Genomic DNA, 14,706 nt, shown 5'->3' on the forward strand with positions numbered 1-14,706 from the left:
TAGCGGAAACCCTGCGGGGTTCACCGCTAATTCATAACGAAATCTAAGCGGCGACTTCGGTGCCCTTGTTCTCGTCGATAAAGAAGCGCTTGTACCAAATGAGGAACGTCAGCGTGGTATAGATCTTGCGCTGGTTGAGCGCGCGGCCCTCAAAGTGATCGTCGAGCAGCTTCATGAGCGCATCGGTGTCAAAGAAATCGGCAGCCCACGGTGCGGTGAAGTACTCCTTGACGTAGTCGTAGTATTTCTGCTCGCGCAGCCAGAACTTAACTGGCACCGGGAAGCCAACCTTCTTGCGTGTTGCCCACTCATCGGGCAGCGTGCGATTGGCGGCGTGGCGCAGGACAAGCTTGCAGCCCTCTTCGTTGACACGGTAGTTGGCGGGAATATGCTCGGCGAACTCCATGACCTTTTTGTCCAGGAACGGAACGCGGAGCTCCAGGGAGTGTGCCATGCACATCTTGTCTGCCTTGAGCAGAATGTCGCCCGGAAGCCACATGTTCATATCCAGATATTGCTTCTTAGAGAGCTCGCAGCAGTCGGGGACCTGCTTGTAGTACTCTGCGCACATTTCGGAGGCGTTCTTGCCGGTGTCGTAAGCTGGCTTGAGAACCTCGTCAACCTCGGACGGGTCGAACACCTTTGCCTGGCCCACGTACCAGCGCTCGGGGACCTCGGCGCACTTGGTCAGGAAGTTGTGACCCTTAAAGTAGGGGAGATGCTGAACGAGCGAGCCCAGGGCACGGCGCACGCCGAGCGGCACGCGCTTCTTGAAGGATCGCATCTCGGGGGTGTCCTCGTACCACTCGTAGCCGGCAAACAGCTCGTCAGCGCCCTCGCCCGAAAGGACGACGGTAACTTCCTCGGCGGCCATCTGTGCCAGATAGTACAGCGGTACGCTGGAGAGGTTCGATTGCGGCTCGTCCATGTGGTACTGGATATCGGGTAGCGCGTCGAAGAACTCGTCGGCGGTGATCATCTTGCGCACGTTCTTAATGCCAAGCTTGTCGGAAAGCTCGGCGGCGTAGTTGGTCTCGTTGAAGTTCTTGTAGTCAAAGCCGACGGAATACGTGGTGTCGGGCATGAGGCAGGCGGCAATGTAGCTGGAGTCGACGCCGCCGGAGAGGAACGAGCCAACTTTAACATCGGCGATGCGGTGCGCGGCAACGCTCTCGTGCACGACCTTGTCGCACTCGTCCACGTACTCCTCGAAGCTCTTGGAGTTGTCATCGGTAAAGTCGCAGCTCCAGTAGCGCTTGATATCCATAGTGTTGGTCGTAAGGTCGTACGTAAAGCAATGCGCGGGGGAAAGCTTGAACACGCCCTTAAAGAACGTCTCCTCCGTGGCAGGGAACTGCAGCGTGAGGTAGGGACGCAGCGCGTCGCGGTTGACGGCCTTCTCAAACTTGGGGTGGTCCAGGAAGCTCTTGATCTCGGAGCCAAACAGCAGCGAGCCGTCGGAGGCCCGGTAGTAATAGAACGGCTTGATGCCAAAGATGTCACGGGCGCCGAAGAGCTTGTTCCTGTTCTGGTCGTGAATCACGAACGCATACATGCCGCGCAGTCGGTTGACCAGGTCCTCGCCCCACTCCTCGTAGCCGTGCACCAGGACCTCGGTGTCGGCGTTGCAGTGGAAGACGTAGCCGGCAGCCTCGAGCTCGGCGCGAAGCTCCTGGAAGTTGTAGATCTCGCCGTTGAAGACGATGGTGACCTTGCCGTCATCGCTCGACATGGGCTGAGCGCCAGCCTCGGAAAGGTCGAGAATCGAAAGACGGCGGAAGCCGAGGGCGACGTTATCGACGATGTGCTGGCCACCCATATCCGGCCCGCGATGGATGATGCGATTCATCATGGCCGTGAGAACCAGCTCACTCTGTTCATCTGTACCGGTAAAACCGACAAAACCGCACATGCAAGATCCTTTCTGCTGACGGCTTAGGTGCGCTGCCGCAAGGTTTGCAGCAGTCGATATCAATCAATCCTTACTATCATGCCAATCTTTTGCTTCGTGATGGGGCATAAGCGCCGAGGGGACCGAAAAACCACGGCCCGCACGTTGGGTGAAGCGGCGGGCCGTGACTGCGACGATTGCTGTGTGGGAGAGCGCGAGAGGGGCTAGCGCTTGCCGCGCTTGGCAAGGCGGTGCTCTACCTTGGTGACGACGTGGATGAGCGGAATCGTCACAACCAGATAGTAGAGTGCGGCGCAAATGTAGGATGTGATGTTGCCCGTGGTGGTCGTGAGGTTTTTGGAGAACAGCATGAGTTCCATGACGCCGACGCTCGAAAACAGCGACGTGTCCTTGTAGAGCATGACAAACTCACTGGTCATCCCCGCATCACGCGCATTTGTAGGGCGGGGTTTTGTTATTTCGAATTAACCGTGCGCTGGTCCTTGCAAGTTTTTAGGGTGCTGAGACACTCGCAAGGTCAGGTGGCATATTAGGATGGTTGATAATACAGGGGCGCGGCCGGATTCATCTGGGACGGTTTTTGCTCTTTTAAGGTTAGGTTTAGCGAGAAAGGTCGTTATATGTCGGGTACGACGAAGGAGAAGCTGGCTTTGATGCGCTATGTGGAGCTGCTCGAGGCCGAGGCCCTTGTTGTTTCCAAGCCGGATACTCTTTGCGACCAGCGCATCGAGTTTGCGACCGACGACTCGCGCCAGGTGCGTCCGGGCACATTGTTTGTCTGCAAGGGCCGTGCGTTCAAGCCCGAGTATCTGGTCTCGGCGATTGCCGAAGGCGCCGTGGCGTACGTGTCCGAGGTTGATTACGACGTCGATATTCCCGCTGTGATCGTCAACGATATCCGCCGCACGCTCGCTGTGGTGGCGGACGCCTATTACGGTCATCCCTCGGGCAAGGTGAAGGTCTGCGCTTTTACGGGCACCAAGGGCAAGTCGACCTGCAGCTTTTATCTGCGTGGCATTCTTGCCAACGAGGCTAAGCTCACGGGCCGTCATCGACCAGCCCTCAACACGGGTATCGAGTTCGATGACGGTATCGAGGCCGGTCCTTCTAAGCTAACGACCCCCGAGTCCTTCCTTTTGCAGTCGCGTATCGCCCATGCCGCCGAGGCGGGCGCTCCGTGGCTGGTCATGGAGGCGTCGAGCCAGGGCCTCAAATACGAGCGTACGGGCAAGATTGACTTTGAAGTGGGCGCCTTTACCAATATCGGTGAGGACCATATCTCGCCGATCGAGCACCCCACGCTCGAGGATTACTTTGCCAGCAAGCTCAAGATTTTTTCGCAGAGCCGCTTTGCCGTGGTCAACCTCGATATGGACCACGTCGACCGCGTGCTCGAGGCGGCGTCCCACTGCGAGCGCACGGTGACGTTCTCGCTGACCGATGGACGCGCCGACGTGCGTGCGTTGGCCATTCGCAACGGCGATTGCGGCGTGATCGCCACGGTCCGCACGCCGCGCTTTACGCGTGACATCGTGATCCCCACGCCCGTCAAGTTCAACGTGTCCAATGCGCTTGCCGCTATTGCCTGCGCCGAGGCCCTCGGCATTTCCGAAGAGGGCATCGTCCATGGCTTTGAGGGCGTCTTTGTTCCCGGTCGCATGGAGCTCTATCCGTCTGCATCGGGCAAGATTTTGGGCGTCGTTGACTATGCGCACAACGGCATGAGCCTCGAGACGCTTTTGCGCGACCTGCGCGAGAACTATCCCGACCGCGAGCTGGCGGTTGTCTTTGGTGCAACGGGAGGCAAGGGTGTCGATCGCCGTACTACGATGGGTATCGCTGCCGGCAAGTACGCCGATCGCATCGTGATTACCGAGGATGACCCGGGCCCCGAGGACGTCGAGGACATCTGCGCCGAGATTGCGCGCAATGTCCAGGCGCAGGGAAACGATAGCTGGCAGATCGTGTGCGACCGCCCCGCCGCTATCGAGACGGCCGTGCGCGAGACCGACCGCCCCGCCGTGGTTATCGTGACTGGCAAGGGCGAGGAGGAGTGCATGCTGCGCAAGAACGGACCCGAGCCCTGCGAGCGTGATGGCTCGGTTCTCAAGCGCATCCTTGCGGCGTACGACGCCTAAGCGCCGCTGCCTTTAGGATGGCGTCTACGGATCCTCGACGCCCGATGATGCAGTGCCTCTCAAGCGTGTTCACCTTAGGGAAAACGCGGTACCAAGATTAAGTCTTTTCTACGTAATAAACGGAGTGACCATGTCCCACAACACCCTGCCGACCGTTGCCGAGCTTTCGGGCGAGATGCGCGAGCGCCTTGCCAAGGTCAAGTACGTCTTTACCGATCTGGACGCCACGATGCTCGCGCCCGGCTCGTGCGTGCTGCGCGACAACGACGGCAATCCCTCGACCAAGCTCGTCGAGGCCGTCGTGGCGCTTGCTCGCGCTGGCATCCAGGTAATTCCCACCTCGGGTCGCAACCGCACCATGATCCACGAAGATGCCCGCGTGCTCGGCCTCAACTCCTACATTGGCGAGATGGGTGGCCTGGTCATGTACGACCTCAAGGCCAACGACTGGGAGTATCTGACCGGCGACATGCCTTACGACTCCGCCTGCGGCCTTACGCCGCACCAGGTGATTGAGCAGACCGGCGTGTGCGAGAAGATTCTCGCTCGCTGGCCGCACAAGATCGAGTACCACAACGACATGTCGACTGGCTATAAGTACCGCGAGGTCACCGTCGGCATGCGCGGCGATATTCCCGATGACGAGGCGCAGGCCATCCTCGACGAGGCCGGCTGCGGTCTGGTCTGGGCCTGCAACGGCCACTTGACTCATCTGTCCAAGCCGACGACCCTCGAGCTCGATCGCGTCGAGGACGGTCGTGCCTTTAACATTAATCCGTCGGGTCTCGACAAGGGCGTGGCGGTCGCGCGTTTCTGCGAGCATCTGGGCATCGAGCGCGACGAGACGCTGGCACTCGGCGATTCCGAGTCTGATTTCTACATGGCCGACCACGTGGGCACGTTCTGCCTGGTCGAGAACGGTCTGACCAGCGCCGGCGCGTCCGAGTTTCTTGCGTCCTGCGATAACGCCTTTGTCACGCGTGGCAGGATCGTTGACGGCTGGGCGGCGACGGCGGAGCTGCTCGTCGCGGCCCGTTCATAGCGCAGTGCCGTTACGCTTGGCCATATCTTTTCGAGAGAGAATCTGGTGAGGTAATGTCCGATATCGAGAATCTGGCCGGTGATACGCGCCCCATCGGCGTGTTCGACTCGGGCCTGGGCGGCTTGACGGTTGCGCGCGCGATTGCGACGGCGCTTCCGCACGAGTCCGTCTACTACTTTGGCGATACCAAGCGCTGCCCTTACGGCACCCGCACCGAGGACGAGGTGCGCTCGTTTGCGCTACAGGCGGGGCGCTGGCTTTCGAGACACGACGTCAAGATCATGGTCATCGCCTGCAATACGGCGACGGCAGCGGCGCTTCGCCTGGCTCAGCAGGTGCTCGATGTCCCCGTGATTGGCGTAATCGCGCCGGGCGCGCGTGCCGCCATCAACAGCACCCGCACGCGCCGTGTGGGCGTGCTCGCCACCAACCTCACCATCCGCTCGGGCGCCTACACGCGCGCCATCCAGGACTTGGATGCCGGCGTGGACGTGTATGGCTGCCCTGCCTCGAGCTTTGTCGAGGTTGTCGAGCACGAGCTCGCCTCGGGCGCGCATCTGCAGGAGCAGTGGCTCGAGAACGAGGATATTTTTGATACGCCAGCCGTTCGCGCGCTGGTCAACGCCACAGTCGAGCCACTGCACGATCGTGGCATCGATACCGTGGTGCTCGGCTGTACGCACTTTCCGTTGCTGGTGGGCCCCATCCGTCATGCGTTGGGGCCCGGGGTGCGCGTGGTGAGCTCCGCCGAGGAGACCACCCGCGAGCTGACCGATATCCTCACGCGCCGTGAGCAGCTGGCGGGCAACACCGCCGAGCCGCAGCATCGCTTTGCCACCACGTCCGACAACATTGCCGAGTTTGCGGTGGCGGGCAGCTTTATCTTTGGCCAGCCGCTCAAAAGCATCGAGCATGTCGATATCGACGAACTCGGTTAGGCACGCAATGTCGCCGGAGTCTTCGCCACTCTTTTGCCGAAAGGATAGTTCCATGGAATATATGCAGGTCAACCGCGCCAACGGCCGCGCCGCAAACGAGCTGCGTCCCGTTAAGCTCACCCGCGGCGTCATGAAGCACGCCCACGGCTCGTGCCTGGCAGAGTTTGGCGACACGCGCGTGCTGTGCGCCGCCACCATCGAGGAGGGCGTTCCGGGCTGGCGCAAGGGCGCCAAGGCCGGTTGGGTAACGGCGGAATATGCGATGCTGCCGGCGTCGACCGGCAAGCGCTGCAAGCGCGAACATGCCAACCGCAAGGGCCGTTCCATGGAGATCGAGCGCTTGATCGGCCGCAGCCTGCGCACCGTCGTCAATATGAAGGCGCTCGGCGAGTACACCGTTACCGTTGACTGCGATGTGATCCAGGCCGATGGCGGCACGCGTACGGCGAGCATCACCGGCGCCTGGGTGGCGCTGCACGACGCCCTTGCCATGTGGGTCGAGGCGGGCAAGCTCGAGCGCATTCCGCTTACCGGTCAGGTTGCCGCTATTTCCATGGGCGTCGTCGACGGCAACACCCTGCTCGACTTGGATTATTCCGAGGACAGCCACGCCGAGGTCGACATGAACCTCGTCGCCACCGACTCCGGCGAGATGATCGAGCTCCAGGGTACCGGCGAGCAGGCGCCCTTCGACCGCAAGCGTCTCAACGCCCTGCTCGATCTGGGCGACAAGGGCATCGCCGAGCTCATCGAGCTTCAGCGTCAAGCCCTCGCCTAACCTGCCAAAAGGGGATGTTGATTTTGGCAGGTTTAATCTGCGAAAACGCCGAAGTATAAGACTGCCGTTGATTGAGAGGGGAGAGGCCGAGGCCCTCGTCGTCCTCTACACGGCATTGCTATAAGAGACAAGGAGGCCAGCTATGGCACTTGAGAAGATTGACATCGACACCCTCGACCCGGCGGCGACCATTGTTGTGGCCACGGGTAACGCCCATAAGCTCACCGAGATCGAGGCCATTTTGGGCAAGGTCATGCCCGAGGTGCGCTTTGTGGCGCTCGGCCAGCTGGGCGATTTTGAGGACCCCGAGGAAAACGGCACGACGTTTTTGGAGAACGCCATCATCAAGGCGCAGGCTGCGGTCGAGGAGACGGGCCTTATGGCCATCGCCGACGATTCCGGCTTGGTCGTCGATGCGCTGGACGGCGAGCCGGGTGTGTATAGCGCGCGTTATGCGGGCGTACACGGCGATGATGCCGCCAACAATGCCAAACTTCTCGTTAATCTGGAAGGCGTGGCAGACGAGGATCGCACCGCACGCTTTATGAGTGTCGTTGCGCTCATCGACCAAGACGGCCTGGTCACCTATGGCGAGGGCGCCTGCGAGGGCGTTATCGCACACGAGGGCCGCGGCGACCACGGCTTTGGCTACGACCCGCTGTTCCTGCCGGTCGATACGCCGGGCAAGACTATGGCCGAGCTCACAGCGGACGAGAAGAACGCCATCAGCCATCGTTTCCATGCACTCGAGCACCTGTCCGCCAAACTCACGGGCGAGGAGTAGGCCGTGCGTGCGGTGGTGCAGCGCGTGCTCAACGCCGGTGTGACGGTCGACGGCGAGTGCGTGGGCCGCATTGGGCGCGGCTATCTGGTATTGCTGGGCGTGGGCCATGGCGATACGCGTGCCGAGGCCGATAAACTATGGGGCAAGCTCCGCGGGCTGCGTATCAACGAGGACGAGAACGGCAAGACTAACTTGGCGCTTGCCGATGTCGACGGCGAGGTGCTCGTGGTGTCGCAGTTTACGCTGTTTGCCGATTGCCGCCACGGCCGTCGTCCGTCGTTTACGGATGCTGGCGCGCCCGATGTCGCCAACGAGCTTTATGAGTACTTTCTGACGCTCGTCGCCCAGGACGTCGACCACGTGGCGCACGGCATCTTTGGCGCCGACATGAAAGTCGACCTGGTCAACGACGGCCCGTTCACCATTGTCCTCGATACCGACAATCTGTAAGTAGCCTAATTAGCTACTTGCGTGGGGTTGTAACAGGGTGCTATAGTATTAGAGTTTTGTCTATCTTAGGGGTATTATCCCCTTTTTGAATTGCACCTTCTGGAGGCCCTGTTCATGGAAGAGATGGAAGTCAATTACGTCGACGACATCCACGAGAAGCTGACCGATATGGTGGGCGATCGCGTCAAGGTGAAGGCCAACATGGGCCGTACCCGCGTTGTCGAGCGCATGGGTACCATCAAGAGCGTCCACCCGGCTGTCTTTATCGTCGAGGTTGACGAGCGCCGCGGCCGCAAGTCGCGTCAGTCCTACCAGTACATCGACGTCCTTACCGGTCAGGTTGAACTGTTCGACCCCGAGAGCGGCGAGCACATCTTTACTCCGCTCGGCAACCAGCTCGAGGAGCATTAACGGTGACCGATCGGTCCCTCATCCTTACTGCGCCGGCAAAGATTAACCTCTACCTGGGGGTTCATACCGAGCGCGATACCCGCGGCTACCACAAAGTCGATTCCCTGATGGCAGCTGTCGGCCTAGCCGATACCGTGACGGTCACGCCGGCGCAGGCGTTGACCGTCCAGACGGTTCCGGCATCAGATTTTCCCATGCAAAAGAATACTGCCTACCGCACCGCCGTCGCCATGGCCGATCATTTCGGGCGCGAGGCAAATGTGTGCGTGACGATTGAGAAGCGCATCCCGCTGTGCGCCGGCCTGGGCGGCCCCTCGACGGATGCCGCGGCGGTTATCGTTGCCCTGGCTGAGCTGTGGGGCATCGACCGCACTGATCCTGCGCTGGATGAGATTGCGCGTGGCATCGGCGCCGACGTGCCGTTCTTTTTGCATACGAGCCCCGCATTCTACGTGGGTGGGGGAGACGTTCTGGCAACTGAGTACCCCGCGCTTCCTGTGACGCCCGTTGTGCTGGTCAAGCCGCGGGAGGCGAGCGTTTCTACAATTGAGGCCTATCGACGTTTTGACGAGGCCCCGGTGCCCGCGACTGCGCCCGGTGCCATTGCATCGGCTCTTAGCGTGAGTGATGCAAAGATGGCGTATTCGCTCATCCATAACAACTTGGGCGTCATTTCTGCTTTGATGGAGCCGCAGATCCAGGCGGTTCTCGACTGGCTGAGCGAACAGGAGGGAACCGTTGCCGTGGACGTGTGCGGGTCGGGTGCCTGCTCGTTTGCCATTTGCGACACCGCCGCCACGGCCGAAAGGCTTGTCGACGCCGCCCAGCAAAATGGCTGGTGGTCCTGCGCGACTGAGCTTATTCCCAACACGGTTCAAATCGACGCGCCAAAGAAATAAAAATTTCTCTAGCACGCAGCGAAAATCTTTGTTACTATAGTCGAGCTAACGGGTTGTGGCTCAGTTTGGTAGAGCACTGCGTTCGGGACGCAGGGGTCGCTGGTTCAAATCCAGTCAACCCGACCAGAGCATGAGGAGGGACCGCTTCTTGCGGTCCCTTTTTTTAGCTATTGTTGTGATACCGCGATACCCGCGGTATACTCATTCGAGCTTGTCTCGCTGTTTTGTGGAGGTCTACATGTTTGGACTGAGGGCTCCTGAGCTCATCATTATTCTCGTCGTTGTCCTGATTATCTTCGGGCCCAAGAACCTGCCGAAGCTCGGCAAGTCCCTCGGCTCTACCGTCAAGAATATCCGCGAGGGTATGGAGGGCGACGATAAGGACGAGACCAAGCAGGCCGAGGACGTTGTGGTCGAGGAGTCCGAGGAGGACAAGAAGATCGCAGAGCTCGAGGCCCAGCTCGCCGCCGCCAAGAAAAAGAAGGCAGAGGACGGCGACGCGGACGCAGAGTAGTCCCATCCCTTTGGGGTGAGCACCTGACCGGCTTGCCCGCAGGCTAGCCGGTCTTTTTCGTTATGTTGACAGTTGATTGTTACATCATAGTTGGGGAGATATCCGTATGGACGCAAGCCAGATCGTACTGACCGCTGAGGGCCGCCAGAAGCTCGTCGAGGAGCTCGCTTGGCGTGAGGGCGATTACGCCAAGGAGATCGTCGAGGACATCAAGGAAGCCCGCGCGTTTGGCGACCTTTCGGAGAACTCCGAGTACGATGCCGCCAAGGACAAGCAGGCTCAGAATGCTGCCCGCATTGCCGAGATTCAGGCTATTCTCGCCAACGCTCAGGTTGCTGCCACCACGGGCGATCTGACCGTCTCCATCGGTTCCACCGTTTCGCTGATTGATCCCAACGGTGAGGTCATGGAAGTCACGCTCGTCGGTACCACCGAGACCAACTCGCTCGAGCACAAGATCTCCAACGAGTCCCCGGTCGGCCACGCCATCATCGGCCACGGCGAGGGCGACTCCGTCGAGGTCGTTACGCCTTCCGGCAAGACACGCGTCTACACCATCGCCAAGATCGCACGCTAGACCACGGTCCCGCGTAAAGGTATGTTTTCGCTCCCTGGGACCGAATCCTGGGGAGCGTTTTAGTTTGAGGAGCTAACTTATGGCAGAGAACCAGAACGCCGCCGAGCAGGCATCGACGCTCAACGACGAGCGCGCCACGCGCCTGGCCAAGCGCGCCGCCCTGTTCGAGGCGGGCCAGAACCCCTATCCCGAGCACTCCGAGATCGAGGACTACGTTGCCGACATCGAGGCTAAGTATGCCGATCTTGCCGATGGCGAAGACACCGAGGACGTCGTGAAGATCGGCGGCCGCGTGGTCGCCAAGCGTGGTCAGGGCAAGATCATGTTCATCGTCGTGCGCGACGCAACGGCCGAGATTCAGCTGTTCTGCCGCATCAACGACATGGATGAGGCAGCCTGGAATACGCTCAAGGCCCTCGACCTTGGCGATATCCTGGGTGTGACCGGTGTGGTTGTGCGTACTCAGCGCGGCCAGCTCTCCGTCGCCCCTAAGAGCGCGACCCTGCTCTCCAAGGCCGTTCGCCCGCTGCCCGAGAAGTTCCACGGTCTCTCCGACAAGGAGACCCGCTATCGTCAGCGCTATGTCGACCTGATCGCCAACGACGATGTCCGCGAGACCTTCCGCAAGCGCTCGCAGATCCTCTCCACCTTCCGTCGCTTTATGGAGTCCGACGGCTACATGGAGGTCGAGACCCCCATCCTGCAGACCATTCAGGGTGGCGCTACGGCTAAGCCGTTCATCACGCACTTTAACGCTCTCGATCAGGAGTGCTACCTGCGCATTGCTACCGAGCTGCACCTCAAGCGCTGCATCGTCGGTGGCTTTGAGCGCGTCTTCGAGATCGGTCGTATCTTCCGTAACGAGGGCATGGACCTCACCCACAACCCCGAGTTCACCACGATGGAGGCCTACCGTGCCTTCTCCGATCTCGAGGGTATGAAGGCGCTCGCCCAGGGCGTCATCAAGGCTGCCAACAAGGCCATCGGCAACCCCGAGGTCATCGAGTACCAGGGTCAGACCATCGATCTTTCCGGTGAGTGGGCAAGCCGCCCCATGACTGATATTGTCTCTGACGTGCTCGGCAAGAAGGTCACCATCGACACGCCTGTCGAGGAGCTTGCTGCCGCCGCGCGCGAGAAGGGCCTGGAGATCAAGCCCGAGTGGACTGCCGGCAAGATCATCGCCGAGATTTACGATGAGCTGGGCGAGGACACCATCGTCAACCCGACCTTCGTGTGCGATTACCCCATTGAGGTCAGCCCGCTCGCCAAGCGTTTTGAGGACGATCCGCGTCTGACCCACCGCTTTGAGCTGGTCATCGCCGGCCACGAGTACGCCAACGCATTCTCCGAGCTCAACGACCCGGTCGACCAGGCTGAGCGCTTTGCCGCCCAGATGGCCGAGAAGGCCGGCGGCGACGATGAGGCCATGGAGTATGACGAGGACTACGTGCGCGCCCTCGAGTACGGTATGCCTCCCGCGGGCGGCATTGGCATCGGTATCGACCGCGTGGTCATGCTGCTCACCAACCAGGCTTCCATCCGCGATGTCCTGCTGTTCCCGCACATGAAGCCCGAGAAGGGTTTCCAGTCCGGTGCCGCTGCCGCCAAGGCTGCCGAGGCCGGCAACGCCGCGAGCCCGTTCGTTAAGTCGCTCAAGCCCACGCTCGATTACTCCAAGATCGCCGTTGAGCCGCTGTTTGAGGAGTTCGTCGATTTCGATACCTTCTCCAAGAGCGATTTCCGCGCTGTGAAGGTCAAGGCATGCGAGGCCGTCAAGAAGTCCAAGAAGCTGCTGAACTTTACGCTCGACGACGGTACCGGTGCCGACCGCACCATCCTCTCCGGCATCCACGAATACTATGAGCCCGAGGACCTGGTCGGCAAGACCCTGCTTGCCATCACCAACCTGCCACCGCGCAAGATGATGGGCATCCCCAGCTGCGGCATGCTCATCAGTGCCATCCACGAGGAGGAGGGCGAGGAGCGCCTCAACCTGATCCAGCTCGACGCCTCCATTCCCGCCGGCGCAAAGATGTACTAATTGGTTCCGCCGTTCTACCGAACGGCGGACCAGCCGACGCTGCGCGCCGCCCAGGGCGACAATTTGTCATTCAAAAGGCAAGGCATGACCAGAAGGTCTATGCCTTGCCTTTTTCATGCCAACTTGTTCGCCCTGGACGTCGCTCGCTGGCGTTGCCAATACATCGACGTTGTCGGAGTGGTCATTGGGGACGTTCATAAACGACTAGTCATTCAAGAACGTCCCCAATGACTACCCAATGGCTATTGCACGCATGGCTCGCATGACAGCCGTCTCTTTTATGTTTCCTTTAGCCGTCGCTGTCTAGGATGGGGGTTAGTCGATAGGAAGGGAGCACCGGGATGGACGATGCGAGCGAGCGCGCAATCGAAGAGGACATGCTCGATCAGTTCAATTACTTTGATGATGAGGACGAGGAGCTGATCGACCGTCGCGAGCCAGCGCCGCTTGATTCCTTTGATCTGGTCGATGAAGAGACTGATGAGGTTGAGGACGAATCAACGGAGTCCCCACAGTCTTCGCGCCTTAACTCGCTGCTTTCGAGAGCCCCCATGCACCACGGCGTTCGTGCCGGCGCGCTCTATATGAAAACTGACTGGCACCAGATCGTGACGGCAGGCGATGAACTTGCCGTCGATGCGCCGCTCACCGATAAATCATCCATCGTCTGCCGCACCGGTATGCTTATGCTCGCGAGTGGAACGGGTGCCTGGCGCGTACGCGATACCATGAATCGAGTCGCCGCCGTACTCGGTGTCACCATCCATGTTGACTTAAGTCTCCTGTCGTTTGAGTGTACTTGCATCGAAGATGGCCACTGCTTTAACGAGGTCGTCAGTCTGCCGACAACCGGCGTCAACACCCATCGCATTTGGATGATGGAGAGTTTCCTCAAGGAAATCGAGACCTATGGTCGTCGCTTCACGGTGCACGAGTATCACGAGATGCTCAAGACCGTTGAGAGTTCAAAACCTGATTACGCGCCCTGGCAACAGGGCCTTGCGGCAGCCTGCGCCTGTGGCGCCTTTGTCTTTTTACTTGGTGGCGGTCCCATTGAGATGGCATGCGCGTTCGTGGGCGCGGGCGTCGGCAACTTTGCCCGCTCCCATATTCTCAAGCAAGGCCTTGGTCAGTTCAGCGCTTTGACGCTCGGTGTCGCACTGGCCTGTATCTCATATTTGCTGGCATTGCTCGGCCTCGCCCAGGTTGTTCCGGGTGCAATGTCGCACCAAGAAGGCTATATCGGCGCCATGCTCTTTGTGATTCCTGGCTTTCCGCTTATTACGGCAGGTCTCGACATCGCTAAGCTCGACATGCGAAGCGGTATCGAGCGTCTTTCGTATGCTGTGTCGATTATTGTGATGGCGACCCTCGTAGGTTGGATGGTTGCCGAGTGTGTGGGACTGGCGCCGGACGACTTTGCCCCATTGGGCCTTTCGCCGCTTGCCCTTACGCTCCTGCGCGTGGTGATGAGCTTCGTTGGCGTATTCGGCTTCTCGGTGATGTTCAACAGCCCGGTAAAGATGGCCGCGGCAGCTGGGTTGATCGGCGCCGTGTCCAATACCCTGCGTCTGACCCTTGTCGATGCGCCGACGATGATTCCCTTCCTGGGCCTCAGCACGGGAATGCCTCTCGAGGCAGCAGCGTTTATCGGCGCGCTGGTATCGGGTCTGCTGGCAAGCTTGGCCGAAGTCAAGCTCACCTACCCGCGCATCGCCCTCACGGTGCCTTCGATTGTCATTATGGTGCCCGGTCTGTATCTCTATCGCTCTATGTATTACATGTGCACCTTCGACACAGTCAATATGCTCGGCTGGTTTGTGCGCGCAGTGCTCATCGTAGCGTTTCTGCCCGTTGGGCTGGGTGTGGCGCGTACGCTCACCGACCCTCGCTGGCGCTACACCAGCTAATTGGTACAAGGGGGACAGGTTACTTTGCACCAAATGAGTTGCGGTGAAATAGGGACTGAATTGCTGCTTAAAGGGTCAAAACAGTCCGTATTCCACTGCAACTTATGGGGTCGGGGGATTATCGGTGCCCTGCATCTTCATAAACTCAACGCTTACGAAGCGTTTGCTGTTCGTGTTAGGGTAGTTCCACCACATAAGTAGTCGCAGACGCACGTACCACGGGCGGGCGAGATGAAGTCCCAGTAACTCCATCTCGCCCGCCCGTTTTTGTTGGCGGCGCCGCGGCGCAACACAGAAAGGACCATGCCC

Annotated in this window: 14 protein-coding genes and 1 tRNA gene; 13 read left to right on the top strand and 2 right to left on the bottom strand. The window is 59.9% G+C overall.

What is annotated here, in order from left to right; genetic code table 11:
- Positions 1 to 43: 43 nt before the first annotated feature.
- Entirely contained in the window at positions 44 to 1,912 is a 1,869-nt protein-coding gene (asnB, locus tag ACTQXM_RS02140; RefSeq protein ID WP_441536866.1) for an asparagine synthase (glutamine-hydrolyzing), read from the bottom strand.
- Between the two features lie 203 nt (positions 1,913 to 2,115).
- Entirely contained in the window at positions 2,116 to 2,331 is a 216-nt protein-coding gene (locus ACTQXM_RS02145) for a hypothetical protein (RefSeq protein WP_441067643.1), read from the bottom strand.
- A gap of 201 nt (positions 2,332 to 2,532) precedes the next feature.
- Between ACTQXM_RS02145 and ACTQXM_RS02150 the strand changes: the two genes are divergently transcribed.
- From ACTQXM_RS02150 to ACTQXM_RS02210, 13 genes are all read left to right on the top strand, one after another.
- On the top strand, positions 2,533 to 4,050 hold the full coding sequence (locus tag ACTQXM_RS02150; protein ID WP_441536865.1) for a Mur ligase family protein: 1,518 nt from the start codon (positions 2,533 to 2,535) through the stop codon (positions 4,048 to 4,050).
- Between the two features lie 130 nt (positions 4,051 to 4,180).
- Complete coding sequence (locus tag ACTQXM_RS02155; protein ID WP_441536864.1) at positions 4,181 to 5,092, top strand: HAD family hydrolase; 912 nt, start codon at positions 4,181 to 4,183, stop codon at positions 5,090 to 5,092.
- A gap of 53 nt (positions 5,093 to 5,145) precedes the next feature.
- Complete coding sequence (gene murI / locus ACTQXM_RS02160; RefSeq protein ID WP_117769301.1) at positions 5,146 to 6,030, top strand: glutamate racemase; 885 nt, start codon at positions 5,146 to 5,148, stop codon at positions 6,028 to 6,030.
- Positions 6,031 to 6,082: 52 nt separating this feature from the next.
- Entirely contained in the window at positions 6,083 to 6,808 is a 726-nt protein-coding gene (rph, locus tag ACTQXM_RS02165) for a ribonuclease PH (protein WP_117799672.1), read from the top strand.
- Between the two features lie 142 nt (positions 6,809 to 6,950).
- A complete protein-coding gene (gene rdgB, locus ACTQXM_RS02170; protein WP_118206636.1) occupies positions 6,951 to 7,592 on the top strand; it encodes an RdgB/HAM1 family non-canonical purine NTP pyrophosphatase in 642 nt (213 codons plus the stop codon).
- 3 nt (positions 7,593 to 7,595) lie between these two features.
- On the top strand, positions 7,596 to 8,042 hold the full coding sequence (gene dtd, locus ACTQXM_RS02175) for a D-aminoacyl-tRNA deacylase (protein ID WP_117797049.1): 447 nt from the start codon (positions 7,596 to 7,598) through the stop codon (positions 8,040 to 8,042).
- A 114-nt stretch (positions 8,043 to 8,156) separates the two neighbouring features.
- Positions 8,157 to 8,453, top strand: a complete 297-nt coding sequence (locus ACTQXM_RS02180) for a Veg family protein (protein ID WP_118206416.1) — start codon at positions 8,157 to 8,159, stop codon at positions 8,451 to 8,453.
- A 2-nt stretch (positions 8,454 to 8,455) separates the two neighbouring features.
- Entirely contained in the window at positions 8,456 to 9,352 is an 897-nt protein-coding gene (gene ispE, locus ACTQXM_RS02185) for a 4-(cytidine 5'-diphospho)-2-C-methyl-D-erythritol kinase (RefSeq protein WP_441083494.1), read from the top strand.
- A 49-nt stretch (positions 9,353 to 9,401) separates the two neighbouring features.
- Positions 9,402 to 9,478 (top strand) — tRNA-Pro (locus ACTQXM_RS02190).
- Between the two features lie 112 nt (positions 9,479 to 9,590).
- Positions 9,591 to 9,866, top strand: a complete 276-nt coding sequence (tatA, locus tag ACTQXM_RS02195; protein ID WP_195838497.1) for a twin-arginine translocase TatA/TatE family subunit — start codon at positions 9,591 to 9,593, stop codon at positions 9,864 to 9,866.
- 106 nt (positions 9,867 to 9,972) lie between these two features.
- Positions 9,973 to 10,443 (top strand): transcription elongation factor GreA, encoded by a 471-nt coding sequence (gene greA / locus ACTQXM_RS02200; protein ID WP_006234960.1) that lies wholly within the window; start codon positions 9,973 to 9,975, stop codon positions 10,441 to 10,443.
- Between the two features lie 79 nt (positions 10,444 to 10,522).
- Positions 10,523 to 12,487 carry a lysine--tRNA ligase gene (gene lysS, locus ACTQXM_RS02205; protein ID WP_154514782.1) on the top strand — a complete coding sequence of 655 codons (1,965 nt, stop codon included), beginning with the start codon at positions 10,523 to 10,525 and terminating at the stop codon, positions 12,485 to 12,487.
- A gap of 341 nt (positions 12,488 to 12,828) precedes the next feature.
- A complete protein-coding gene (locus ACTQXM_RS02210; RefSeq protein ID WP_441063631.1) occupies positions 12,829 to 14,397 on the top strand; it encodes a threonine/serine ThrE exporter family protein in 1,569 nt (522 codons plus the stop codon).
- The last annotated feature ends 309 nt before the right edge of the window (positions 14,398 to 14,706 follow it).

It is taken from the genome of Collinsella sp. LCP19S3_D3, assembly GCF_052121455.1.
Lineage (GTDB): Bacteria > Actinomycetota > Coriobacteriia > Coriobacteriales > Coriobacteriaceae > Collinsella.

Excerpts from the sequence above, each read along its gene's own strand:
- ACTQXM_RS02145 (WP_441067643.1), bottom strand. The coding sequence starts at position 2,331 with ATGACCAGTGAGTTTGTCATGCTCTACAAGGACACGTCGCTGTTTTCG.
- ACTQXM_RS02150 (WP_441536865.1), top strand. The coding sequence starts at position 2,533 with ATGTCGGGTACGACGAAGGAGAAGCTGGCTTTGATGCGCTATGTGGAG.
- tatA (WP_195838497.1), top strand. The coding sequence starts at position 9,591 with ATGTTTGGACTGAGGGCTCCTGAGCTCATCATTATTCTCGTCGTTGTC.
- murI (WP_117769301.1), top strand. The coding sequence starts at position 5,146 with ATGTCCGATATCGAGAATCTGGCCGGTGATACGCGCCCCATCGGCGTG.
- ACTQXM_RS02210 (WP_441063631.1), top strand. The coding sequence starts at position 12,829 with ATGGACGATGCGAGCGAGCGCGCAATCGAAGAGGACATGCTCGATCAG.
- ACTQXM_RS02155 (WP_441536864.1), top strand. The coding sequence starts at position 4,181 with ATGTCCCACAACACCCTGCCGACCGTTGCCGAGCTTTCGGGCGAGATG.
- ACTQXM_RS02180 (WP_118206416.1), top strand. The coding sequence starts at position 8,157 with ATGGAAGAGATGGAAGTCAATTACGTCGACGACATCCACGAGAAGCTG.
- rdgB (WP_118206636.1), top strand. The coding sequence starts at position 6,951 with ATGGCACTTGAGAAGATTGACATCGACACCCTCGACCCGGCGGCGACC.
- lysS (WP_154514782.1), top strand. The coding sequence starts at position 10,523 with ATGGCAGAGAACCAGAACGCCGCCGAGCAGGCATCGACGCTCAACGAC.
- asnB (WP_441536866.1), bottom strand. The coding sequence starts at position 1,912 with ATGTGCGGTTTTGTCGGTTTTACCGGTACAGATGAACAGAGTGAGCTG.
- greA (WP_006234960.1), top strand. The coding sequence starts at position 9,973 with ATGGACGCAAGCCAGATCGTACTGACCGCTGAGGGCCGCCAGAAGCTC.
- rph (WP_117799672.1), top strand. The coding sequence starts at position 6,083 with ATGGAATATATGCAGGTCAACCGCGCCAACGGCCGCGCCGCAAACGAG.